The sequence below is a fragment of the Pseudoalteromonas sp. '520P1 No. 423' genome, assembly GCF_001269985.1.
Taxonomy (GTDB): Bacteria; Pseudomonadota; Gammaproteobacteria; order Enterobacterales; family Alteromonadaceae; genus Pseudoalteromonas.
In genome coordinates this window covers 994,049-1,020,244 of the sequence record NZ_BBZB01000001.1, presented here as the reverse complement: position 1 = coordinate 1,020,244, position 26,196 = coordinate 994,049, and the positions used below count along the sequence as shown (strand labels likewise).

Genomic DNA, 26,196 nt, shown 5'->3' with positions numbered 1-26,196 from the left:
ATTAGTTCTCTTGAGTACGTTTACGGAGTTGTTCTTTAATCGTTGGGTCAATAGGCTTATTAAGTGCCTCTACACTTATTCCTTTAGCCATGGCGTTCTCTTGCCATCGAATATACTTCTGTTCATATTCATGAATTAATGCATTTGCATCCGTAATTTCTTTTTTAAGCTTTTTATTTTCTTTTGCTATATCAGCTAAAATATCGATTTCACTTGTAGTATCTTTAAGGGTAGTTATCACATCATTATAAGCTTCTTTAATTACCTTATTTCCACTCAATGCTTGTCGAGAATAACCAAATGATTTACTAATAATTCCCCAAGTTAGCTTTTTCCCATACTTCCCAGTTTTCCACTCACCTAAGTATTTAAGAATGTCAGATTCAATCTCGACTGTTATATATCTATTCATCATTAGCCTCTTCACATTGATCGATACCTTCAGGAAATATTTGAATAATCTCACCTATTGAGAATCGTTCATCCGTTTCTATGGCTAATGCAGCATCACAACCACTAACTAATTCTTTATGGTTCAAATACCAATTATTAGCACCTTCAAAGTCATCATCAGCATCTTCCTTAGCAAGCCTCATTTGCTTAATCGTCATATCCCTTCTTAATGTGATTTTTTCAATTTCCGCAGGATCTCCTTTTTTTCGTTTGTAGTTAATACAGTTACGTAGACACATGTAATGCATTCCACATTGCCCTTGCGTATAATCATGCCTACAGCGCCCAATATCTGTAAAGTGGTATGAACCAGCGTCATCCAGATCTTTTTGCAGTTCTTCATGGGAGAGTAATGGAAATCGTTGGATAACATCTTTAGCTTTCTCAGCGTCTAGATTTAGTTTACTTAATACATTATCTTGGAAATGCTTAGTTCGATCGGCATATTTAGTAGGCTCAATTTTATGGTTATAAGCCTTATTATCTTGGCTATTTTTGCGTAAAAAATTTTTAGCAATATCTTCTTGCGAGAACATATCTGACTCTTGCATCAAAGTATTCAGTAAATGACGAAATTGATGTGTTCTAACAGAACCATCTACATCCCCTAATTCAAGAAATTCATATCTTTCAAAAACACTGAGCACACGTTTTTCATCTCGGCTCACTCTGGAAATATAATCTCGACCCCTAAAAAAATCTTGAATCTGAGTGCCTGTTAATGGTTGCGCAAAAACATTGAGTTTTTCTTTCGGCGTATATTGATCTTGGAAACGCAAAGTTAGCAACTCCCAAATCGGTATTATTAACTCTCCATGACCAAAGCCATTACGAATAGGGCCTATTCGATCAACATAATAATCACGAAATCCCTCATGAATATCTCCCACTCTAAATCGGGTATGTCTAGGCGGTGAATCAGGATCCTTCTCTACACCATAGCGCTTCAAAGTACTTATAATATTAGATGTTGAATGCCCTGAAAACCCTAAGACTGATTGCACCTCTTTTGCTGATAAATACTCATCGTCATCATAAGATGCGAACTTTAGCCATTTTCCCTCTTCAAGAAATGTTTGTGCCATAAGCCGATGAGGCTCACTAATCACTTTAAGTCTATCAACGGCCTCAAAGATAGTATCAACAGTACATGAAGGTACTATTTTCTCATCCCAATGGTATTTTTTCCTTGCTAATGCTCTAATCCTAAGAACTCGTGTATATGTGCCTCGCTCTGGATCAAGTTCATAATCTTGAGCTTCATATTCTTCACGGCTAGGGATACAATTCATGTCTAAACCAACAAATTCATCCATACGAAAGCCACAAACCATAAGAATAACAGCCATACAAACTAAAGCCTTGTCACGCTCTTCAATTTCATCATAATTTGCCCACATTGCAGACAAAAAAAGCAAAATTTCAGTTTTAGGGAGCTGCTTAGCTCTTTCTTTTTTAGCTTTTTTTCCTCCTCGGTTATGAGCTGAACCACCATGTTTATAATTACGAGGAATAGAATTTTTCCACTCTATAAGCGATCTAGTCAAACGATGCTTGTCTAATACTGAAGCAATTTCCTCTAACTTTCCTCCAGTAACATAAAGTGTGCTGTTTTTTTCTCGCTTCATTGCACGGTTAAGAGCCAAATCAAAATGCTCAGGGAGTATATCGCTGATACAAGGAAACTCTTTATTGGGTAGGACTTCATATATATATCGTATTGCTCTCATTGAGACCATATGCGAAGCATGATTTTTAGGTTTAACTTTATGGTTATGAGTTATAAAAGCTTTAGCAAAAGATGCAAATGGTTCTGCAAAAGGTGCTTCATGAACTCTAGCTATTTTTTGTTTTGGTTTTAACCCATTGCTTTGAGTAAAAAGGATATTTGCATCATGGGTTACATCTTTTAGACCTGTTGTAGATTCAAACCCCCGAATATCCCAGCAGTAATCATCCCACTTAACTCCATAATCAAACATCGAATTATGAATTTTTTTAGCATTTTTAATAAAATCATCTATATTTTCAATGTTATTATCAGAAGCATCGAACAAGGGTATGACGTTTTGTTTGCGTCTTTTCATTCGATTACTTTTTTTAGATCCGTTACTGGAATTAATAACTTTCAACTCATGATCCATATTATCTTTCATCTGCAACCTCCAATTGTGAAATTAAAGATCGACAGGCTTTAATATGGTCCATTTCATATTTCTCAGGAGCTGCTTCATCTCCAAATAGATGTATTACGTCTTCAAACATGACATCGAGAACTTCCTCATGTAACTGCTTATTATTACAAGCTTCAAACTTCCGGCATGTATAGCATGAATAAGGGGGAGCCAATCGGCACAACTTATCTTTTCCGCAAAACCCTATTCCCACCAAACGACGCAAACCAGTAGGACCGAAAACTTGTTCATTTTTATTAGCCTCACTTAATTCTTTTAGTGTGATTGTTCCCTTGAAGTAATCAAGTATTGTGCCGAATTGATCTCGATAAACGTTGTCAATTTTATTTGAAAAATTTGCCCCTAACTTGTAATACACCATAATGTGTTGCATATCCTCATGGTCCAGCAATTCCATTAGAAGCATTGCAGGAGTACCACAAGCAGCAGCATGAGTAGCAAAAGTTTTTCGTAGGCGGCGAGGTGATACTTTTTGATTAAAACTCCTTTGCCCAGAATCAACTTGATATTTATTTAGTTGCTTCAAAAGTAAGAAAGGAGCTTTTGTTATTGGAACCGAACTATAAATATTATTGAATACAGAATTTCTAGAGTTACTTTTGCGCTTATGATGACCTGTCGTTGGCATAAACAAAGGGATTTCTTTTAATGAAATCTCAAAATCATTCTCTTTTATCCATTGAAGGTTATAATCTTTCAAAGCTTGTAGCATTTCCCCTAAGAAAGCAGGGATAGGACGAGATCTAAATCTGCTTCTGGGAGTCTCATTCCTTTTTTTTACTGATGGCACATTTAAAATATAAGTCTTTCGCCCAGTATTTTCATCCTCATTTACTGCCAAATCTATAGTCATTAATAGGCGTAATTGTAGAGGACGAATTCCTAGCGTGATAAATACCCAAGTAGCAACTAAACGCCAATAATTAGTTTGCCCAACCATAAATTTGTATGCGTATTTCTGTAATAATTGACGAATATCTGCAAGTTGGTTTGAATTTAGCGGACTCTTGTTCTTGATATGTACAAGAATATCTAAACCCTTTATATTACCCTTTAGTTTCAATTCACCCAATGCATCCGAAACTGCCTTCTGAAACATCGGTAATTTTAGTTTAGTTCCTTTTTGATACCATAAACGTAGCAGGTTTAGGCTTCCTTCATCATGTTGCCTACGGTTATTAACAAAATAATATAGAATCTCATCTGCTAAGGCATCTGCTAAATCCTCCCCTGACTCGTCATCAAAAGACTCACTTGAATTAAGTAATACTTTTACTGCTCTAAAGACGCTATAAGCGTGCACAGGACTCTTGGATTTAACAAGGTATGCTACAACATATTTAAGCTGATCTAACAATTCCATATTTGATGTTTCGATTAAATCAAAATTCAAAAGATAAGAAGTTGATTCACCTATGTCCCATTGCTCACCAGAGGTATCCACCATACGATTACGGGTTTTTATATGATCTTCTGTAAAGAGCTGTTGGTAATTGTAAACCTCCTTTGATTCTATGCCGAGTCCTGAGTCATTAATTATCGATAAATCAGACATTATTCTTACTCCTCATGCCACTAGTTTTACATAGGGATATCTTCGTCATATTGTGAGCTATCATTCATAGTGCTTTCTTCTTTTCTCCAAACACCATTCAGAATGTTGTCTTGAAGATTTATCAAATGTCTTTGAACTCGCATCTCTTGAGATCTATGTGTATAAGTTCCACCTTCATCGCTAGTATCAGACCAACCATTTAACCATCTCTGCAAATTTAAAAATTCTTCTTCACCCATACTATCCGCATAGGATAAAACCAAGTTGTCATTAAATGTGTGCCTTAAGCGATGAGGGTGTAAATTAGCAAGTCTGTCTGGAAATTTTTCTTTCAGATGGTTCGTCATATGATAAATTGCTCCTTCAGTCATTGGAGATGGGTTTTTATACGTATTTAGGAACACATAAGATGCAACTTTTCGAGCTACTCGCCCACGAGCTTTTCGCTCATTTAAAATATAACTATCAACCTCATCAGCTAATGAGGGAGTAATATATATTTTACGAGGTAAAGTTTTAGCATCGGGAGGTAGTTGTCGAGGATCTTTTTCTTTTGTGATGTTGTGCCCAAAATAAAGGAATGGTGTATCACCGATCAGGTGACAATTCTCAGTTTTAAGTGCCAGCAACTCCCCCATACGAACTCCACATAAAACAAAAATTTTTATTATCAACCCATTACGAGCTTTGGTTCGTGATTCGAATGGATTTTCTGGATTATCAGGGTGTGTGATATCAAGAAGAGTTCGTTGCTCTTCCACTGTTAAGCCTATACGAGGCTTACTTGTAGAACTGACTTTTCTTGCATCAAGCTGCTCATTCAAATGTTTAATAGCAGGACTAATTGCTGCATAGTAAGGATCTGTGATTAACCTGTTTTCAACAGCCAGTTGCCCCAACCATGTAAAGTAACCTTTCACAGCATCTATTTTCTGCTTTAGCATTGATCCAGAAACATAACCTGAAAATTCTATAACATTACCTTTTTCATCTTTACTAGTTTCTTGCTTACGTACTTGTCGACGATTCAAAGAGAGATACTTCATTAATGAATCGATCTCAGTAATACCAAAGATATGCCCCGACTTAATTCGCTCGTTTAGATCTACCCCAGCTTCATCAGCCCAGCGATAAAGTTGGCAAATATTTTTAGCTAAATTTAAAACAGTCTTAATAGAACGAGGTTCGCGTTGCCTTAATAAATATCGGCTAGGCAGATCGACCGGCATACCTGAACCGCCCACAATCATGACTGCCCGCTCTCCGGTATCATCAATTCGGAACAACTTAGCCGTAAATGACATGCATCCTCACTTGACACTTTAACTACGCATAAACCTAGCGTAGTACACCAATCTGAACATGCAAGCTACAAAATAAAAAAATTATAAAAAAGCCCCGTTAAAACGGGGCTTTTTTATAATCTCATTTAAATTGTCTTTACAAAAAAGACAACCCGGAGCCTAAAACGGAATATCGTCATCAAAATCAATTGGCGGTTCCATAGGTGCTGAAGCACTGCCTGGATTTTGAGGTTTAGGTGCAAAACCACCACCTTGTGGTGCTGGTGCAGACTGCTGTTGTGGTGCAAAACCACCTTGTTGCGCTGGTGCAGACTGCTGTGGTTGGTTAAAACCACCTTGTTGTGCTGGTGCAGATTGCTGTTGTGGAGCAAATCCACCTTGCTGAACTTGTGATTGACCTTGGTTAAAATCACCTTGTTGTTTTTGGTAGCCGCCTTGCTGCTGTTGTGCAGGTTTTTGGAAACCGCCGCCACCAGCTTGTGCGCCATCATTACGACCACCAAGCATTTGCATTTGACCACTAAACTGATCTACAACTACTTCTGTTGTGTATTTATCTTGGCCTTGCTGATCTTGCCATTTACGAGTTTGTAATTTACCTTCAACATAAACTTGAGAGCCTTTACGTAAGTATTCGCCAACGATTTCAGCTAGCTTGCCAAAAAATACAACACGATGCCATTCAGTTTTATCAACCATTTGGCCTGTGTTTTTATCTTTGTAGCTGTCTGCTGTTGCTAAAGTGATGTTTGCAACTGCACCGCCATTTGGCATATATCTTACTTCTGGATCTTGGCCTAAATTACCAACCAGTATTACTTTATTTACACCGCGAGCCATTAAGTACTCTCCTTTTATTTGGTTACATATACCCAAACCATTTCAAGATGCAGAATTCAATTGGAGTTAGAAACGTTTTAGACAAGGCATTGATTGCAGAGAATGGTTAATCCCTTTTTAAAATCAATAACACAGTATAAAACGTTTCTAAACCAACCTTCTAGGGTCTCCTGAGTAAATCATGCTCGTTGTTTCATCTTTTTTTAAGGGAATAACCATTAATACAAAGATGAGCCTAGATCATGAGTTACTCAGAAGTCCTGAAACTCGCATCTTGAAGTGGCTTGGGTATAATTAATTAAGCAGCAACGATTTCTCGTGCTTGTTCAAGGTCAAATTCTTTATCTTTAACCTTTAAATATGTTCTATTCTCTTCTAAAACAACCGTTGCTTCAACTACACCTTTTAATGCCACTAAACGTGCAGCTAACTCTTGCGCTTGTTGTTCTGTATTTATTTCAGTTAATAAACTAACTAATTTACTTCTCGGTGGAATTACCATACCTGAAGCGATAGCAATCCATATTACCCCAACCAAGGCCGCCGCGGCAAATACTGATTGCGCAGAATCAAAAGAAGCAATCAATCCTCCTAAAATCCCACCTAAAAATGCGCCAAAAAATTGCCCCGATGAAAACACGCCCATCGCAGAGCCTTTTTGGTTTGCAGGTGCCATACGAGAGACCATAGCTGGCATGGTTGCCTCTAAATAATTAAAAGCAACAAAATAACCTAACATACAGGCAGCTATGCCCCAAGACGATTCAGAGACTAAAGTTAATGTCATTAAGCTGGCAACCATAAGTACAATTGAACCTATGAAGGCTTGTTTTTCTTTTTCTTTTTTTATGGCGATAATCATTATAGGTACCATCAAAAAGAAAGCTAAAAATAATACTGGTATATACAACTGCCAATGTTGCTCAGCATCCAAACCATCAGCGATAAGTTGGCTTGGTAATACAACAAATATCGCAGTTAAAGTAAGGTGTAATATCATTACGCCAACATCTAAACGCGCTAACTGTGGGTTTTTTACAATTTTTTTAATATCATCAAATACTGCTGATGTTTCACCTTTTGGTGCACGATTAACAGCTGTTGGTACTAATGTTAATACAATCACGATACCCGCTAATGCTAATACTGCCGTTAACCAAAATATACCGCTCACACCATAAGAGCTTGCGACTATTGGCCCTAATAACATCGAAAATGCAAAGCTTAGCCCAATGCACATACCTATCACAGCCATTACTTTTGGCCTTTGTTCGTCACGGCTTAAATCTGCTGCTAAAGCCAATACTGTACTAGCTATTGCGCCCATACCTTGCAAAGCACGGCCAAGTGTTACCATATAAATAGATTCAGCCATCGCAGCAATCAGTGAACCGATAGCAAATAATACTAAACCTGACACAATCACCCGTTTACGGCCAAATTTATCTGACAGCCAGCCCATAGGGACCTGTAATAAAGCTTGTGTTAAACCATAAGCACCAATCGCTAAACCTATCCATAAAGGCGAAAAGCCCTCTAGATCTTGACCATAAATAGCCAAAACAGGCATTAGCATGAATAAACCTAACATGCGAAACGCAAATACGCTGGCCAATGTCACTGCGGTACGTTTTTCTAATGCATTAAGGGAAGATGAGCTCATATTATTTTTAACACTTATTTATAAAATAAATAGGGGGAGATTAATTGCGGGCAGTTTAACACAGATATTCAAAACGGATCAAAATGCTGTTGACAAAAGTTTGATCTCAACACTTAAAATGTCATAAAACTGCAAAAATAAAACAACTGTATAAATATCCACTAAAAGCGTAAATTTAAGTTAGGTTTCTTGATTAATTGTGAGATACTCACTTTAAGATTAATAAAAGTTAAAAGCGATAGCATGGACCAAATAGACGTTAGAGGCGCAAGAACCCACAACCTAAAAGACATCAGCCTAACCATTCCTCGAGATAAATTAATAGTTATCACAGGTTTATCGGGTTCAGGTAAGTCATCTCTTGCTTTTGATACTTTATATGCCGAAGGCCAACGTCGTTATGTTGAGTCTCTATCAGCTTACGCGCGTCAATTTTTATCTTTGATGGAAAAACCAGATGTAGATCATATTGAAGGTTTATCGCCTGCTATTTCTATAGAACAAAAATCAACATCACATAATCCACGCTCAACTGTGGGTACCATCACAGAAATATACGATTATTTACGTCTTTTATTTGCCCGTGTTGGCGAGCCTCGCTGTCCGACACATAGCTTACCTTTAACGGCACAAACTATCAGCCAAATGGTTGATCATGTTTTAGAGCTAGAAGAAGGCACTAAAGTCATGTTGCTTGCTCCTGTTGTTAAAGAACGTAAAGGTGAGCATGTAAAATTACTAGAGCAACTTGCTGCGCAAGGCTTTATTCGTGCAAGAATTGATGGCGAAGTCTGTGATTTATCAGATCCGCCTACATTAGAACTCCATAAAAAACATTCAATCGAAGTGGTTGTTGATAGATTAAAAGTGAAAGACGGTTTACAACTTCGTTTGGCTGAATCATTTGAATCAGCACTGGCTTTATCAAATGGTGTTGCCCATATCGCCTTTATGGATGAACCCGATAAAGAACACATTATTTTTTCAGCTAACTTTGCTTGTCCTAGTTGTGGTTATGCCATGACAGAATTAGAGCCCAGGCTATTTTCATTTAATAATCCGGCTGGTGCATGTCAAACTTGTGATGGATTAGGTGTTAAACAATTTTTTGATCCTGACCGTGTCGTACAAAATGCAGAACTTAGCCTTGCAGGCGGTGCGATCCGAGGTTGGGACAAACGCAGTTTTTATTACTTTAAAATGCTGCAAGCAGTCGCAGAACATTATGAATTTGATGTTGAAATGCCTTTTAAAGATTTACCAAAATCAGTACAAAAAGTGGTTTTAACTGGTTCAGGTAAAAAAGAAATAGAATTCAAATACTGTAACGATCGCGGTGATATTGTAGTACGTAAACATGTTTTTGAAGGTGTGCTTAATAATATGAGTCGCCGCTATATTGAAACCGAATCAACTTCTGTTCGTGAAGAGCTCGCGAAATATCAAACCAATCAAGATTGTCCAAGCTGTTCAGGCACCCGTTTAAAAGAAGAAGCAAGAAACGTATTTATAGGCCAAACTAATTTACCTGACATCACCAGTATGAGCATAGGTGAAGCCACTACATTTTTTGATAACTTAAAACTGACAGGCCAAAAAGGCCAAATCGCCGATAAAATACTAAAAGAGATCAAAGACAGATTATCTTTTTTAGTGAATGTTGGTTTAACGTATTTATCACTTGAACGCAGTGCAGAAACTTTATCAGGCGGTGAAGCACAACGTATTCGCTTAGCCAGCCAAATTGGCGCAGGCTTAGTTGGCGTGATGTATGTATTAGATGAACCATCTATAGGTTTACATCAAAGAGATAATGATAGACTGCTTAAAACCCTGACTTATTTACGTGATTTAGGTAATACAGTTATTGTTGTAGAACATGATGAAGACGCTATTCGTTGTGCCGATCATATTATTGATATTGGCCCAGGAGCAGGTGTTCATGGTGGTTATGTGATCGCTGAAGGTCAATATGAAGATATTGTTAGCTGTAAAGAATCAGTCACCGGACAATACCTATCTGGTGAAAAAGAAATTGCAGTACCTAAAAAACGCCATCAATGTGATAACGGCCCTGATGGAAAATGGTTAGAGCTGTTAGGTGCAAGTGGAAATAACTTAAAAAATGTCGATTTACGTATACCATTCGGCTTAATGACTTGTGTTACTGGGGTATCAGGATCAGGTAAATCAACTTTAATAAATGATACTTTATATAAATTAGCGCATACCGAACTCAATGGCGCTACGACAGCAGAAGCCTCTGCACATAAAGAAATCAAAGGCCTTGAACATTTTGATAAAGTCATTGATATCAATCAAAGCCCAATAGGTAGAACACCAAGATCAAACCCTGCAACTTACACAGGCATATTTACTGCAATACGCGAATTATTTGCAGGCACACAAGAAGCACGTTCACGCGGCTATAAAGTCGGTCGATTTAGTTTTAATGTAAAAGGTGGTCGCTGTGAAGCCTGTCAGGGCGATGGCATGATCAAAGTAGAAATGCACTTTTTACCTGACGTTTATGTACCTTGTGATGTCTGTAAGTCACAAAGATATAACCGTGAAACCTTAGAAATTTTATATAAAGGTAAAAACATTCACCAAGTATTAGATATGACAGTTGAAGATGCTTACACCTACTTTGATAAAATCCCTGCAGTAGCACGTAAGTTAAAAACATTAATTGATGTCGGTTTATCTTATATTCGCTTAGGACAATCAGCTATCACGCTATCAGGTGGTGAAGCGCAAAGAGTTAAACTAGCAAAAGAGTTATCTAAACGTGATACCGGTAAAACGTTATACATTTTAGATGAGCCTACAACAGGCTTACATTTTCATGATATTCAGCAACTATTAGCCGTACTGCATAGACTTCGCGATCATGGCAATACTATGGTTGTTATTGAGCACAATTTAGATGTTATAAAAACTGCTGACTGGATTGTAGATCTAGGCCCTGAAGGAGGTTCTGGAGGCGGTGAAATCTTAGTATCAGGCACGCCTGAAGAAGTTGCAGCTCATAAAAAATCATTTACTGGGCACTACTTGAAGCCATTGTTAAATTAATCATCGTTTTCTAAACGGTGAAGCAAGCAAAAAAGGGGGATTTGAATAATTCAAATCACCCTTTTTAAATTTTAGCTATTAAAACATTAGCTAATAATTAGTCTTGCATATAATTAATTGGTAATGGTAATTGCGCAACACCAGAATCTATAGCAGCTTGTGCTACCGCTAAAGCAACACGCGGTAGTAAACGTGGATCCATAGGTTTAGGTATAATGTAGTCTGTACCAAACTCTAATGAATCAACACCCGCTGCTTTTAATACTTCTTTTGAAACAGGCTCTTTTGCGATATCTCTTATTGCGTGTACTGCAGCAATTTTCATTTCATCATTAATTTTACTTGCACGTACATCAAGTGCACCGCGGAAAATAAATGGGAAACATAAAACATTATTAACCTGATTAGGGTAATCTGAGCGACCTGTAGCCATAATTAAATCATTTCTAGATTCATGTGCTAACTCTGGATTTATTTCAGGATCTGGATTTGAACATGCAAATACCACAGGCTTATCAGCCATTAATTTAAGATCATCTGCTGATAATAAGTTAGGGCCTGATACACCTACAAATACGTCCGCTTCAGCAATCACGTCTTGTAATGTACGTTTATCAGTATTGTTTGCAAATAACTGCTTATATTCATTTAAATCATCACGACGAGTATGAATTACGCCTTTACGATCTAACATGTAAATGTGTTCACGCTGTGCGCCACATTTTATTAATAACTCCATACATGCAATCGCGGCTGCACCGGCACCCAAACATACAATCAATGCATCATGTATGCTTTTACCTTGCACTTCTAACGCATTTAACATGCCTGCAGCTGTTACAATTGCAGTACCGTGTTGATCATCATGAAATACTGGAATACTACAACGTTCAATTAATGCTTTTTCAATTTCAAAACACTCAGGTGCTTTAATGTCTTCTAAATTAATGCCACCAAAAGTATCGGCGATGTTTTCAACTGTATTAATAAAGTCTTCTGTTGTTCTATGTTTTACTTCAATATCAATAGAATCTAAATTAGCAAAACGCTTAAATAAAAGTGATTTACCTTCCATTACTGGTTTTGATGCAAGTGGTCCTAAATTACCTAAACCTAAAATAGCAGTACCATTAGAAATAACAGCAACCATGTTACCTTTAGCTGTGTATTTATATGCATTATCAGGATCTGCTGCAATTTCTCTTACCGGCTCTGCAACACCTGGACTATATGCCAATGCAAGGTCGTTTACTGTTTCTGCCGGTTTTGTTAGTTCAATACTGATTTTACCGGGAACGGGTTCGGCGTGGTATTTTAAAGCTTGTTCTTTGAAGTCAGACATGATGTGAGTTTTTCCTGCTAAGAAATTAAAAGTGTGAGAGATAAAAACAGTCGCGACTAGGTTAAGCCACTAAATACAACAATACGCATATTATTTTTAAATTCAAGTAAAAACCAACTGTTCATCATGAATTTTTATAACTTTAATTTTAGCGGCAACTTTAACAGAAGTTAGACCACTTTTCCCTGAACTTAAAAGCAATCAATTTGTAACGCCAAGTATTAGCATTGTAAAAAAGATTATAAAACAAGCGAACATAACAACTTTTAGATATAAAAAACAGATTACTTATAACTAAAGTTAAAATCATTGACATCACAAACAAAAAACAAAAGAAACCTAACTTTGACAGCAATTTAGCAGAATTTAACCGCAAAGTTTCACTTAAAGTATAATTTACAAACGAATCTGTAATTTTTTAGATAAGTTATTCTTTCAAAAATATTGCAAAAATATTCATTTACCGGCTTCCACTAAGTACCGCACAGGCCCAATAAAATTGTATTTTTAAATATAAAAGAAGAAATGTGTCAGGCGATATAAAAATGAGTATCAAGATTTCCATAACCTCTCAAGCTGAGGAGTCACGCTCTGAAAATTTAACCTAATTTATATTTGATCGATACTTATATCATTTCCGATAATTTACTGGTCACTTAATTATCGGAATTGGTATTAATAGAGTTGGTATTAATAGAGTTGGTATTAATAGAGTTGGTATTAATAGAGTTGGTATTAATAGAGTTGGTATTAATAATTGGCATTAAAATTGTGGATATATATGACTCTCATAAATTTTAGGCACAAAAAAAGCACCCTTAGGTGCTTTCTTCTGCTTGAAGCGGCAATTACTTGCTGCTAAGGCTTCCGAAACGCTTGTTGAAGCGATCAACACGACCACCTGTATCGATAACACGTTGGTTACCAGTGTAGAAAGGGTGACATTTACCACAGATATCTAAATGGATGTCTTTACACAAAGTTGAGTTCATTTCAAATTTGTTACCACATGAACAAGTTGCATTGATTGTTTCGTACTTAGGATGGATATCTTTTTTCATTTTGGAAAACCTCAGTTAAGGCCGCATCGCTCTCCAAACCCGAAGTCTGGTACCATACGTTGTTAATTTATACATCAATCATTGATTGATAAGTTAGGGCGCGTATTTTAGACAAATCACCCAAGATCTTCAAGCATTATTAATTATATCTATAAGCATTATATTTGATGGCGATATTTATACTTAATTAGATTTAATTAATACAAGTCTATCAGTGATTTTAACTATCAAGAGACTGATGATTTTAGTAAATTAGAGTCATAATAATATTTAAGATTTTTATTAATGAAAATTGCTGCTGTATCAATCAAAGTACCTTTACATAAAACTTTTGATTACCTGCTACCTGAGCATTTACCTTTTACTGTAGAACCGGGAATGCGCGTCGTTGTGAATTTTGCACGTCAAAAAAAGATAGGCATCATAATTGAGGTTAAAAACGAATCTGATTTTGATATAAAAAAATTAAAAAAAATAGATGAAATATTAGATAATACCCCCATTTTACAACCTCAGCTTCTCGCGCTGTTAAAATTCGCAGCTAAATATTATTGTTACCCTTTAGGTGAAACTCTACAAATCGCTTTGCCTAAATTATTAAGACAAGGAAAAAGCCCAGATAAAACCAGTATTAGTTACTTAGAGCTCACTGAACAAGGCAAAACACAAAAGCCGCTAAAAGGTAAAAAACAACAAGCTTTAGTTGAGCACTTACTTGGCTCTGGCAAAACACCAATAACAGAACTAAAAGCTTTAGGTTTTGCCAGCCAAACCATTAAATCTCTGATCGACAATGAAGTAATTCATGAATTTATTGAATTTGATGAACAATGGCAATCTCGAGAATTATCAGTACAAAGCCGTCTAACATTAAATAGTGAGCAAGCTGTTGCTTGTGCTGCTATCAATCAAAGCAAAGGCTATAAAACATTTTTGCTAGAAGGCATAACTGGCAGTGGTAAAACTGAAGTTTATTTACAAGTATTAGAGCAAGTATTAAAACAAGGGAAACAAGCCTTAGTATTAGTACCGGAAATTGGCTTAACACCGCAAACAGTTAACCGTTTCCGTCGGCGATTCCCTGATACACCCATCATGTTATGGCATTCAGCATTAACCGATAACGAACGACTACAAACATGGCGTTTTTGTGAAAAAGGCAGCTGTGCAATCGTTATTGGTACTCGCTCAGCTATTTTCACGCCATTCGCGAAACTAGGTATGATAATTGTTGATGAAGAACACGATAACTCATTTAAACAACAAGATACATTACGTTATCATGCGCGTGATTTAGCTGCATTTCGTGCCCACCAATTACAGGTTCCATTAATTTTAGGCAGTGCAACACCCGCTCTTGAAACCTTACATAAAGCCTTGGCAAACAAATACCAATTATTAACTTTGGCTAACCGTGCGCAAACAGCAACAGATAACCAATATCACTTACTTGATATGAAAGGCCAACCTGAAGAAGCAGGCATTGCAAAAGCCAGCTTAGACACGATAAAACTACATTTAAAAAAACAGAAACAAGTCATGATTTTTTTAAACCGCCGTGGTTTTTCTCCTACTTTAATTTGCCATGAATGTGGTTGGTTAAGTGATTGCGAACGCTGTAGTACCAATGCCACTTATCATAAAAGCATACAGAGCCTTATTTGCCATCATTGTGGTGAGCAAAAGCCACCACCATTTCAATGTCCTGATTGCGGCAGTACGCAAATTATGCCAGCGGGTAAAGGCACTGAACAAATTGAAGAATATTTACATGAGCAGTTTCCTGATATTCCTATCAATAGAATAGACAGAGAAACAACACGTAAAAAAGGTAGTTTAGAGCAGGCACTAACCGAGATTAATACTTCTGGCCCCCGTATTTTAGTGGGCACACAAATGCTCGCTAAAGGGCATCATTTTCCTGATGTCTCTTTAGTGATTATTTTAGATGTCGACTCAGGGCTTTATTCGTGTGATTTTAGAGCCACAGAACATTTAGCCCAGTTAATAATTCAAGTATCAGGCAGAGCAGGACGCAGCGGTGAAGCCGGACAAGTTTTATTGCAAACACACTTTCCTGAACATCCGTTATTACAAGATTTAATCAATAATGGCTATCAAGACTTTGCCCGTTATGCCCTCACTGAGCGGGAAGTAACTGAATTACCACCCTATACTGCTATGGCATTATTTCGTGCAGAAGCACACGATATACAATTAGTTCTCGATTTTTTGAATTTACTTATACCTGAGCAATCACTCCATGGTATACAATTGCTTGGTCCAATCCCTGCTCCATTAGAAAAAATAGCAGGTAAATTTCGATATCAGATACATATACAATCTGATAATAGAAATAATTTACATCAATACCTTTCTCAACTAGTTGATTACTTATCAAAAAGTAAGTTAGCAGCCAAAGTGAGATGGAGTTTAGATGTTGACCCAATTGATATGGCATAAAAATTTTAGATACATCAGATACAAGGCATAGTTAAATAAAAAATGGCACAACACGATTTTATAAATAAAAAACGCCCGAATAAATCAAAAAAGAAGGCAGCTAAAAAGAAACCTATTGGTTGGATTTTAGTTGCTTTAACACTGCTCTTTGCATTCATTTACGGTTTATTTTACGTATTTACTAACAGCGAAGAAAAGTTGCAATCTGAAGCAAAAAAAGTCAAAGCTGTAAAAAAAGAAGCACTGAAAAAACCTATAGATTCTGATTTTATACAAGCCATAAAAGAGCCTGACTTAGTAAAAGTTGAAGTCACTGAAATGGCACAAAAAGGGCCTTATGTTATGCAGTGTGGCTCTTATAAATCAAGAGAGCAAGCTGAAACATTAAAAGCTAAAATTGCTTTTACTGGCATTATCTCATTTATAAAACATCAAGGCTCTTGGTTTAAAGTGCGTTTAGGTCCCTATGAAACAAAACGTAAAGCCGAAAGTGATAAAAACTTACTAAAACGCCAAAAGATCATAGGCTGTAATATTTGGTTCTGGAATAAGTAACCTATATAGAAATAATTAGATTTCTATATTTTAGCGCTGTTTACCAGCGCTTTTACTTGAAATTTTCACACCCCTCCCCCATCTATTAGTCATTAAAGACTAAAAGACATAAATACAAAGCAGCAACCGCTGCTATGTGATCACGTAATAAAAAGAGATTAACATGACTACAATTGTTTCAGTTCGTCGCGGCGATAAAGTTGTGATCGCTGGTGATGGCCAAGTTTCACTTGGTAATACAGTGATGAAAGGCAATGCACGTAAAGTACGTCGCCTATATAACGATAAAGTAATAGCGGGCTTTGCTGGCGGAACCGCCGACGCATTTACATTATTTGAAAAATTTGAAAGTAAACTTGAAATGCATCAAGGTCATTTAACACGTGCAGCTGTCGAAATGGCAAAAGACTGGCGTTCAGATAAAATGTTACGTAAATTAGAAGCGTTATTAGCAGTAGCTGATGAAACGGCTTCTCTTATCATTACAGGTAATGGTGATGTCATTCAGCCTGAAAATGATTTAATTGCAATTGGTAGTGGTGGTGCATTTGCACAATCTGCAGCAACCGCACTATTAGAAAATACAGAACTTTCTGCAAGAGAAATTGCAGAAAAAAGCCTAAAAATAGCAGGCGACATTTGTGTATTTACTAATCATAACCATACTATCGAAGAATTATAATAGGAATTATTATGTCAGCTATGACGCCAAGAGAAATTGTTCATGAATTAGACCAACATATTATTGGTCAAAAAAATGCAAAAAAAGCAGTTGCTATCGCATTAAGAAACCGCTGGCGCAGAATGCAACTTGACGAAGATTTTAGAGCTGAAGTAACGCCTAAAAATATACTGATGATAGGTCCAACGGGTGTTGGTAAAACTGAAATTGCACGTCGTTTAGCTAAATTAGCAAATGCACCTTTCATTAAAGTTGAAGCAACTAAATTTACTGAAGTAGGTTATGTTGGTAAAGAAGTTGAAACGATCATTCGCGATCTTGCTGACATCTCAATTAAACTAACTCGTGAGTTAGAAACTAAAAAAGTGAAACATCGCGCTGAAGAAGCCGCTGAAGAACGTATTTTAGATGCCTTATTACCGCCAGCAAAAAATACATTTGGTGAAACAGAGCCTGCTGATAACTCATCTACAAGACAAGTTTTCCGTAAAAAATTACGTGAAGGCAAGTTAGATGATAAAGAAATTGATATTGATATTTCACAGTCTCCAGTTGGCGTTGAAATCATGGCGCCTCCAGGCATGGAAGACATGACAAATCAATTACAAAGCATGTTCCAAAACATGTCGAATGAGAAAAAATCTTCTCGTAAATTAAAGATTAAAGAAGCCTTTAAACTGTTAATTGAAGAAGAAGCTGCAAAATTAGTAAACCCAGAAGATCTTAAAGAAAAAGCGATTCAGGCTGTTGAGCAAAACGGTATTGTATTCATTGATGAAATGGACAAAATCTGTAAACGCGGTGAATCTTCAGGTCCAGATGTAAGCCGTGAAGGTGTACAACGTGACTTATTACCTTTAGTTGAAGGAACGACTGTTAGCACTAAACACGGTATGGTTAAAACTGATCATATGTTATTTATTACCTCAGGTGCTTTCCAAATGTCTAAGCCATCTGATTTAATTCCAGAGCTTCAAGGTCGTTTACCAATCCGTGTAGAACTAGAAGCTTTAGGTGCTAAAGATTTTGAACGCATTTTAACTGAACCTCATGCATCTCTTACAGAGCAATACGTTGCGTTATTAGGTACTGAAGGAGTTAATGTTGAGTTTACTGAAGAGTCAATTACAGCGATTGCAGAATCAGCATGGCGCGTAAATGAAAAGACCGAAAACATTGGCGCACGTCGTCTTCATACTGTGATGGAACGCTTAATGGAAGAAGTATCATATGATGCTTCTGAAAAAGCAGGTGAGCAACTAACAGTTGATGCTAAGTACGTAGAGAAATTCTTAGGTAGTTTAGTTGAGAATGAAGATTTAAGCCGCTTTATTCTATAATACCTTTGCTACGCAGGTCTATTTAAGGCAACTGCGTAGCAAAACATAAAACGAAATAGGCATGAATCAATCATGCCTATTTTTTTGATGTAAACTAATTAACTATATATCCCTTTAGTTAAATCTTCCGCCACGTAGTGGCTTTAATACAACTGCGGAGAAAATTTATATGTCTATATTAGTCACTAAATTTCATTATCATAAAAAAACTAAATTACTGGATGTCTATTTTAAAAATACATCGAATGAAATAACACAATCTCATTTTAGTACTGAGTTTCTACGTGTACATTCACCATCAGCTGAAGTACAAGGTCATGGCAAAGAGGAGATGAAGTTAGTTACAAATAAAAAGCAGGTGAAAATAAATAAAATCGAAGCTGTGGGTCATTATGCCGTGAAACTTATATTTGATGACGGCCATGATTCAGGCATATATAGCTGGCAATACTTAGAATATTTACAATTAAACCAAAATAGTCTTTGGCAAAAATATTTAGACCGACTGACAAAACACAATGCCAGCCGAGATCAAATTATCCCAATTAGGATCCAATAATAAAAACTGCGCAGCAGGTTTTATACTTTAAACTTAGCTATCGCTCCGTGTAATACTCTGGCTTGTTCAGAAACTTCCTCACTTGTGTGTGCGTTTTTACTGGCATGTTCTGTTGCTTGCTCTGCTATATCACGAATTTTCACCACATTTTTATTCACTTCAGAAGCAACTAAGTTTTGCTCATCAATTGCAGTCGCAATTTGAGTGCTCATATCCATAATATTTTGCACATCTTCAGTAATTGATTGTAATAATTCACCCGCCTTAGTTGCTTGAGCAGAGCTTGCATCACCTTGTTGGCGACATTGCTGCATCAAGGATACCACTTGCTGTGTTCTTTGCTGTAACGTGCTTATAATACTCTCTATCTCTTGAGTGGACTCTTGTGTTCTTTGCGCTAATGATCTCACTTCATCAGCTACCACAGCAAAACCTCGTCCTTGCTCCCCTGCCCTGGCTGCCTCTATTGCTGCATTTAAAGCCAGTAAATTAGTCTGTTCTGCGATACCTCTAATAACATCTAATACCGAGCCTATAGTTTCACCATCTTTTTCTAACTGGGATACCACTTCAGATGCGCCGCCTAAAGAAGTCGATAGCTCAGAGATACGTGCCACAGTTGAATCTACTTCACTACGCCCCTCTAAGGCACTTACATTAGTTGATTCTGCTTTGTTTGCAGCTGCTTCCGTATTATGTGATATATCTTGTATTGTGGCCTGCATTTGTGTTGCGGCTGTTGCGACCATATCAGCTTCATGTAACTGGTCTTGCATACCATCACTGGTTGCCGAAGTAGTTTCTGCTAAGTCTTCTGTTGCTGCATTTAAAGTTGAAAGAGCAGAATTGACTTCAAATATAAGGGTTTTAAAGTCACAAATTAAACCATTAAAATCATGGGTCATAGCCGATACTTCATCTTGGCCTTTTTCAACTATTGATAAAGATAAATCATTTCGTTCTCTAATTTTATGAATTGTTTCACACACTTCATTTATAGGGATTATGATAGAACTACTGGTGAGGTAAACTAGACTCATCACAATTAGAAGGGATATACCAAATACAGTAAAAGCCGTAACTTTAGCGCTACTAGATGTTGATTCAGTCATTTCTTTTGCTTCACTGAGCATTTTTTCAAACATCGCATCAGTGCTTTTAATTGATTTACGCATTTTACCTAGTGCACCTAACTCCATAGATAAACCAAGCTCTTCACTTTTATTAACTAACAATATAAATTTATTTTGATAAATGACTAACATAGATTTGATATCTGATTTAATTTGCTCAGATAAAGCCGATGAAGAAACATCTTGCTCCAATTGTATGATGTTTTTTTCAAATTTAGCTAAGTATTTTAAATCACTTCTCAACATGAAGTCTTTTTCATTTCTTCTTAATTGCAGCATACCAGAGAGCAATTGATAAGTTTTATATTCATTAAGTAACTCTTCAACAGAGTGCACAGCGGCTCTAAGCTCACCATACAGCGCATCTTTTGGGTGTAATCCAATTTCTCTTTGTAAACTGACCACATGGTCAAAATCTTTTTTATATTGTCTTGCCAAACTCTCAAATTTTAAAAGCTTATTTTGATCTACATTTAAATCTTCATAGTAGACTTTTAATGTTGTAACACCTTGTTGCATTTCTTTATATTTTTTTTCGAATTTGTCTAATGATGTTTGTTGTTTATAAGCTAAAAAATCTTTTTCATCTTTTCGCATACCTAATTCTTTAGCGTTTAAAGTACCCGTAATGCTAGTTATTGCATTAAGTGATTGCATTGTTTGCGATTGAAAAATTATCACAAATAACATCACAAGCATAGCAATACCAACCACTAGCGCATTTATTTGCAAACGCATTTTTATTGATAAACGTTCTAGTAAACCCATTACTTTGTGATCCTTATATTTATAATTATCTAAAGTATAGAAAATAAATAAAAAACTGTCTTCAATAGTTTAAAATTTAGCAAAAATTTAATTATTGTCTTGGAAATCAAGCTAGGTATACTAACAACTTGTTTTTATGACTTTTCGAAGGATCACAACATGGAATACAATACATCTGCATTATGTGATAAATACCCAAACCTCATCGATGTTTTAGAGCCTATGTTTATCAATTTTGGTGGTAGAACATCATTTGGTGGCCAAGTTAGCACTATAAAATGTTTTGAAAGCAATGAATTGATCCGAGATGTATTAGCACAAGATGGTACAGATAAAGTTTTATTAATTGATGGTGGCGGTTCTACACGTCGTGCATTAATCGATTTAGAAATTGCCGAGTTAGCACTTAATAATAACTGGGAAGGCTTAGTTGTTTACGGCTCTGTAAGACACGTAGATGAACTAGAAGAGCTAGATATTGGCATACAAGCGATTGCTTCTATTCCGGTTGCTGCAGACAGTAACGGTCACGGTGAAGCTAATTTAGGTGTTAATTTTGCTGGCGTATCTTTTTTTGATGATGATTATATTTATTCCGACAGCACCGGCATGATTTTATCACCTGAACCTCTAGAAGCTGAAGAAGACTATCTAGCTGAGTAATCCCTATATTTTTAGAGCTTTGCTTTTTAACTTAAAACCAAAGTTCTATCTGTTACCCTAAATGATAAGGGACCACTTTTTCATCAAGTTTTTTCTGCCATTGCATAAGCCAACTGGTCAACCCCTCTGAATTTAACGGTCTGGTAAATACATACCCTTGTGCACCGTAGCAATTAAAACCTTTAATAAACTCTAAAAGCTTTTCTGATTCTATGCCTTCACAAATTACTTTAGTTTGTAAATTATTACCCATATCAATAATGCCACTGAGTAAACTGCGCCCATTAACATTACGGCTTAATTCTTCAATTAAATGCTCATCAATTTTAATATAGTTTAATGGCATAAAAGATAAGTTAGCTAAGGATAAAGGGCTGGCGCCAACATCATCTAAACAAATAGGCAAACCTATGGCTTTAAGTCTTTTCAGCATAGTAGCGCCACTATCATCAAAGTTAGTGAGTATATTGGCTGGGCACTCTATAATAATATCTTGAGATGTTAAATTATGCTCAGTTAAAATTGCATCCACTTTTTCAATAAACTCATCTTGCAATAATTCTGCACCAAATAAATTAATACTGACCGGGACATTCAAGTCTTGGCACCTTAATACTAAAGATATTTCAGCTGCTTTTTCCAATACCCAAATGGCGACTTCATACGCTAAACCAGCTAAACGAATTTCTTCAACAAAACTAGAGGCGCTTAATAAACCTTGCTCTGGATGTTTCCATCTCAGTAATAATTCAACAAATTCTATTTTATTGGTTTCGAGCACGACAATAGGATGAAAATGTAATTCAAATGCATCATCAAAGTTTAGCGATGCTAATTCACCTATTGTTTTTAATTGCGCTTGTTGATCAACTGACATTTCAGGCCGATATTGTGCAATACGTTCCCCTTCACATTGCACACTATCGATCGCAAGATAAGTATGTTCTATTAAGCTTTCGATGCTTGTGTCTTTATCTCCTTTTGCAAAAGCAGCTCTTAATAAAATCTTTTGTGAATGCCCATTAATGACTGAAGCTTGTTCTGTCGCAACTTGAATTTTTTTAATGAGTTTTTCATGTAAATGCTGATGCATATTAGTGCCAATCACAAATACAAAATCAACATTGCTTAATTGGGCGAGTTTAATGTGTTCTTCATCAAACTCCAATATAGTAATCAATTCCTCATGATCTAATTGTTTTTTTACTTTAGATGCCAGCTGAGTTAATAAAACATCGCTTAACTCACGCCCTAACCTTTGATTTATATCATTTAAGCCATCAAATTTAATCAGTACAAAAATACATGCTTTACCGTCATTTTGCTGCCATTTATTAAAGGCTTGCTTTAATAAAGCACGATCAGGCAAAGACGTGCCTTGACCGCTATTAGTCGCATGTTGCTCATTCGTATTGATCGATGTTAAGCCCGGCACTTCTATCAGTGAGGTTTCAGTCGATTGGGATAATAATAATGGAATAATAACTAAGGAAATAACGCTAGCTGGTAATATTGATAACCATGCTAAACAAGATAATACCACTATTGAGCTTAACGTGATTAACATACCTATTTTAACAACTTTATTACCTTTTTCTGTTGTTAAAAGATATATCGCTTGAGCTGACACTAAAAATACAAAAGTGATAAGTAAAATACTAGAATTAAAACTTAAAAACGATAAAACACCTATGCCAGATAATAAGTTAAATGCCCTATGAATGATACTTTGCTTATGTTGCACGCACGACAGTAAAGCCAAAAAGGCCATGCCCGCAAAAAAGTAGTCTAAATTACCATTCGACATAGCAGTGGATGCCTGAGCATATGGTGTAAATACCACCATCATAAAAATGAGTCCTAACTTTTGCATCCACTTACCTCTTAATCCAATTTAAGGAAGCCATCCCCTAGCTAACAACATTCTCGCCCTCAATCCATTGTTTTGCAAGTGGGTTTACACCAAATTGATAAGCTAATTCTGCTGGATGTTCTATATCCCATAAAACTAAATCAGCACGTTGGCCTTTAGCTATCACACCACGATCCGTTAAGCCTAAGGCTTTAGCGGCATTAACTGTTACACCCGCTAATACTTGCTCAGGTGTCATGCTAAATAAAGTACAACCCATATTCATCATTAATTTTAGAGAACAAACAGGAGATGTGCCTGGATTAAAATCTGTAGAAATCGCAATTGGTACATTATATTGTTGTAATAACTTAATTGGCGGTAATTGCGTTTCACGTAAAATATAAAAAGCACCAGGCAATAACACAGCGACAGTGCCAGCATCAGCCATGGCTTTTACACCTGCTTCATCTAAAAACTCAATATGATCAGCTGACAAACCATTAAACTCTGCAACAAGTTCAGCACCTTTTAAATTAGATAGCTGCTCAGCATGTAGCTTAACTGGTAAACCTAGCTCTTTTGCTTTTTCAAATACTTTACGTGTTTGCGCATTTGAAAAACCGACACCTTCACAAAAAGCATCAACCGCATCAGCAAGCCCTAACTCAGCCACTTTAGGCATCATTTTTTCACATACTAAATCTATGTATGCATCAGCACCTTGCTCTGGTGGTGTCGTTTTATATTCTGGTGGTAACGCGTGCGCACCTAAAAATGTCGTTTTTACATCTACTTTATGATGCTCACCTAAAAGCTTAGCAACTTTCAGCATTTTAATTTCAGATTCTGTATCTAAACCATAGCCTGATTTAATTTCAACAGTCGTAACACCTTCGTTATATAAAGCGTTTAATCTTTTTTTAGCACTAACAAATAATGCTTCTTCTGACGCTTCGCGAGTTGCCTTTACTGTTGAAACGATACCGCCACCTTGGGCTGCTATTTCTTGATAAGAAACACCTTGTAAACGCATTTCAAATTCACGGGCGCGTGAGCCACCAAATACTAAATGAGTATGACAATCTATCAAACCAGGTGTTAACCATTGACCTTTAGCTGCAATAACAGGCGTTGATAAAGCATCAAACTTAGGCAAGTCTTCATATTTACCTAACCAAGCAATCTTGCCATCTTTTAGTGCAACAGCCGCATTTTCAATGGCACCATAAGCTGCAGACATTGCAGGATCCATTGTCGCTACATTCACATCAATTATGACTTGATCAAATTCTTCATTTAACATCATACTCACCCAGACTCGTAATAAAATTTTATTTAGTCTAACATTAGAACTTGTATATACAAGTAATCTATGCCACTTTATTAATCACCAGTTCTTTTGAATTATTAATCATTTACCATGAGCACATATTTAATAGACTTGGTATCATATTATTTTATAATCCGTTTATCTAAATAAGGTCCCCACGGCATTGACGATGATCACACCTAAATTTGCGCAAATAAAGCGCTTTATTATCGACAAAATAAAATCAGGTGAATGGCCTGAGCATAGCCGAATTCCATCAGAAAACGAATTAACAGTGCAGTTTTCTGTCAGCAGAATGACAGCAAGACGTGCATTAACAGAATTAACCGAAGAAGGTATTTTAACTCGCTCTCAAGGGTTAGGGACTTTTGTTGCGAGCTTTAAGTCGCAATCATCTTTATTAGAAATAAGAAATATCGCAGATGAAGTAAAAGACCGTGGTGGCCAATATACTTGTAATCCAATTGTGCTAGAATCAATGCAAGCTATCGCCCCCATTGCAATCGCTTTAGGTGTTGAAGTTGATTCTTTAGTATATCGCAGTATATTAGTGCATTTTGAAAACGATAAACCCCTGCAAGCTGAAGAACGCTTTGTTAACCCAAGTCTAGCACCTGAGTATTTACAGCAAAACTTTGAACAAATCACCCCACATGAATATTTAAGCCAAGCGGCACCATTAACTGAAGCTCGCCATACTGTTGAGGCCATTACGCCCTCTGATGAAGTGTGTGAATGGTTAACCCTTTATAATCTAGAGCCATGTTTACAAGTTATTCGTAGAACTTGGTCATCAAAAGGTGTTGTAAGTTTCGCTCGATTAATTTCACCCGGTTCTAAGTATCGCTTAGGTGGTCATTTAACATTTAAAAAATAAAAAAACCGTATCTCATACGGCTTATTTATTAAGTTTAAACTATGAATTAACTAATCTACTAACAAGTGCTCACTTAACATATTTTTTTCTGACTCAGATAAAGCTTGTGCTTTTTTAGTATCAAAATCATAACGTACAACAACCGTTTTACCTAAAGCACACAGCTCCTCATGCTGCCATGCACTTTGCTCGATAACAAAAGAGCTGTTCCCAATTTTACGAATAGCAGTTTTAATTTCAACTTCTTGCCCGTAGAATAACTCACCTTGAAACTCAACCTCTATTTTAGCAATGATCAGTTTCCACTGTTTTGGATCAAGATCTGGGGTGAAAAACCTAAAAATAGGCGTGCGAGTTGCTTCAAACCAAACTGGTAGTACGGTATTGTTTATATGCCCTAAAGCATCCGTTTCAGTGAAACGTGGCATTATTTTTTCTTTAAACATATCTACACCTAAACAGGTTCCCAAAGAAGAACCT

The 26,196-nt window shown here is 36.5% G+C and carries 20 protein-coding genes; 8 read left to right on the top strand and 12 right to left on the bottom strand.

Annotated elements, in window-relative coordinates; genetic code table 11:
* Position 1 precedes the first annotated feature (1 nt).
* The 6 genes from PSA_RS04685 to PSA_RS04660 form a co-directional block, all read right to left on the bottom strand.
* Positions 2-412 carry a hypothetical protein gene (locus PSA_RS04685; protein ID WP_042152562.1) on the bottom strand — a complete coding sequence of 137 codons (411 nt, stop codon included), beginning with the start codon at positions 410-412 and terminating at the stop codon, positions 2-4.
* Positions 405-2,609 (bottom strand): hypothetical protein, encoded by a 2,205-nt coding sequence (locus PSA_RS04680; protein ID WP_127924245.1) that lies wholly within the window; start codon positions 2,607-2,609, stop codon positions 405-407. Before PSA_RS04680 ends, PSA_RS04685 begins: the two co-directional genes overlap by 8 nt.
* Positions 2,599-4,203: a tyrosine-type recombinase/integrase gene (locus PSA_RS04675; protein WP_197276805.1), complete on the bottom strand. Its 1,605-nt coding sequence runs from the start codon at positions 4,201-4,203 to the stop codon at positions 2,599-2,601. The genes PSA_RS04680 and PSA_RS04675 overlap by 11 nt, the downstream gene beginning before the upstream one ends.
* Positions 4,204-4,229: 26 nt before the next feature.
* Positions 4,230-5,507 (bottom strand): site-specific integrase, encoded by a 1,278-nt coding sequence (locus tag PSA_RS04670; protein ID WP_042152564.1) that lies wholly within the window; start codon positions 5,505-5,507, stop codon positions 4,230-4,232.
* A gap of 159 nt (positions 5,508-5,666) precedes the next feature.
* Positions 5,667-6,347, bottom strand: a complete 681-nt coding sequence (gene ssb / locus PSA_RS04665; protein ID WP_042152567.1) for a single-stranded DNA-binding protein — start codon at positions 6,345-6,347, stop codon at positions 5,667-5,669.
* 298 nt (positions 6,348-6,645) lie between these two features.
* The gene (locus PSA_RS04660; protein ID WP_042152570.1) at positions 6,646-8,010 is read right to left on the bottom strand and encodes an MFS transporter; all 1,365 of its coding nucleotides are present in this window, start codon (positions 8,008-8,010) and stop codon (positions 6,646-6,648) included.
* A gap of 243 nt (positions 8,011-8,253) precedes the next feature.
* On the opposite strand from PSA_RS04660, the gene uvrA reads away from it, so the two are divergent.
* A complete protein-coding gene (uvrA, locus tag PSA_RS04655; protein WP_042152573.1) occupies positions 8,254-11,088 on the top strand; it encodes an excinuclease ABC subunit UvrA in 2,835 nt (944 codons plus the stop codon).
* A 97-nt stretch (positions 11,089-11,185) separates the two neighbouring features.
* Here the strand turns inward: uvrA and PSA_RS04650 are convergent, their stop codons facing one another.
* Both PSA_RS04650 and rpmE read right to left on the bottom strand, forming a co-directional pair.
* Complete coding sequence (locus tag PSA_RS04650; RefSeq protein ID WP_042152576.1) at positions 11,186-12,430, bottom strand: malic enzyme-like NAD(P)-binding protein; 1,245 nt, start codon at positions 12,428-12,430, stop codon at positions 11,186-11,188.
* 848 nt (positions 12,431-13,278) lie between these two features.
* Positions 13,279-13,491, bottom strand: a complete 213-nt coding sequence (rpmE, locus tag PSA_RS04645; RefSeq protein WP_042152579.1) for a 50S ribosomal protein L31 — start codon at positions 13,489-13,491, stop codon at positions 13,279-13,281.
* Between the two features lie 285 nt (positions 13,492-13,776).
* Between rpmE and priA the strand changes: the two genes are divergently transcribed.
* From priA to PSA_RS04620, 5 genes are all read left to right on the top strand, one after another.
* Positions 13,777-15,954: a primosomal protein N' gene (gene priA, locus PSA_RS04640; protein WP_042152582.1), complete on the top strand. Its 2,178-nt coding sequence runs from the start codon at positions 13,777-13,779 to the stop codon at positions 15,952-15,954.
* Positions 15,955-15,996: 42 nt separating this feature from the next.
* A complete protein-coding gene (locus PSA_RS04635) occupies positions 15,997-16,509 on the top strand; it encodes an SPOR domain-containing protein (protein WP_042152585.1) in 513 nt (170 codons plus the stop codon).
* A 163-nt stretch (positions 16,510-16,672) separates the two neighbouring features.
* The gene (gene hslV / locus PSA_RS04630; RefSeq protein WP_042152588.1) at positions 16,673-17,191 is read left to right on the top strand and encodes an ATP-dependent protease subunit HslV; all 519 of its coding nucleotides are present in this window, start codon (positions 16,673-16,675) and stop codon (positions 17,189-17,191) included.
* 11 nt (positions 17,192-17,202) lie between these two features.
* A complete protein-coding gene (gene hslU / locus PSA_RS04625) occupies positions 17,203-18,531 on the top strand; it encodes an HslU--HslV peptidase ATPase subunit (RefSeq protein ID WP_042152590.1) in 1,329 nt (442 codons plus the stop codon).
* Positions 18,532-18,700: 169 nt separating this feature from the next.
* The gene (locus PSA_RS04620; RefSeq protein WP_042152593.1) at positions 18,701-19,090 is read left to right on the top strand and encodes a gamma-butyrobetaine hydroxylase-like domain-containing protein; all 390 of its coding nucleotides are present in this window, start codon (positions 18,701-18,703) and stop codon (positions 19,088-19,090) included.
* Positions 19,091-19,110: 20 nt separating this feature from the next.
* Here the strand turns inward: PSA_RS04620 and PSA_RS04615 are convergent, their stop codons facing one another.
* On the bottom strand, positions 19,111-20,991 hold the full coding sequence (locus tag PSA_RS04615; RefSeq protein ID WP_042152596.1) for a methyl-accepting chemotaxis protein: 1,881 nt from the start codon (positions 20,989-20,991) through the stop codon (positions 19,111-19,113).
* A gap of 159 nt (positions 20,992-21,150) precedes the next feature.
* On the opposite strand from PSA_RS04615, the gene rraA reads away from it, so the two are divergent.
* Complete coding sequence (gene rraA, locus PSA_RS04610) at positions 21,151-21,654, top strand: ribonuclease E activity regulator RraA (protein ID WP_042152601.1); 504 nt, start codon at positions 21,151-21,153, stop codon at positions 21,652-21,654.
* Between the two features lie 52 nt (positions 21,655-21,706).
* Here the strand turns inward: rraA and PSA_RS04605 are convergent, their stop codons facing one another.
* Together PSA_RS04605 and hutI are read right to left on the bottom strand one after the other, a co-directional pair.
* Positions 21,707-23,527, bottom strand: coding sequence for a GGDEF domain-containing phosphodiesterase (locus PSA_RS04605; RefSeq protein ID WP_052380258.1), 1,821 nt, complete (start codon positions 23,525-23,527; stop codon positions 21,707-21,709).
* A 37-nt stretch (positions 23,528-23,564) separates the two neighbouring features.
* Complete coding sequence (gene hutI / locus PSA_RS04600) at positions 23,565-24,812, bottom strand: imidazolonepropionase (RefSeq protein ID WP_042152604.1); 1,248 nt, start codon at positions 24,810-24,812, stop codon at positions 23,565-23,567.
* Between the two features lie 196 nt (positions 24,813-25,008).
* Between hutI and hutC the strand changes: the two genes are divergently transcribed.
* On the top strand, positions 25,009-25,716 hold the full coding sequence (gene hutC, locus PSA_RS04595; RefSeq protein WP_042152606.1) for a histidine utilization repressor: 708 nt from the start codon (positions 25,009-25,011) through the stop codon (positions 25,714-25,716).
* Positions 25,717-25,766: 50 nt separating this feature from the next.
* On the opposite strand, the gene PSA_RS04590 is transcribed toward hutC, so the two are convergent.
* Positions 25,767-26,162 (bottom strand): thioesterase family protein, encoded by a 396-nt coding sequence (locus tag PSA_RS04590; protein ID WP_042152608.1) that lies wholly within the window; start codon positions 26,160-26,162, stop codon positions 25,767-25,769.
* Between the last annotated feature and the right edge of the window lie 34 nt (positions 26,163-26,196).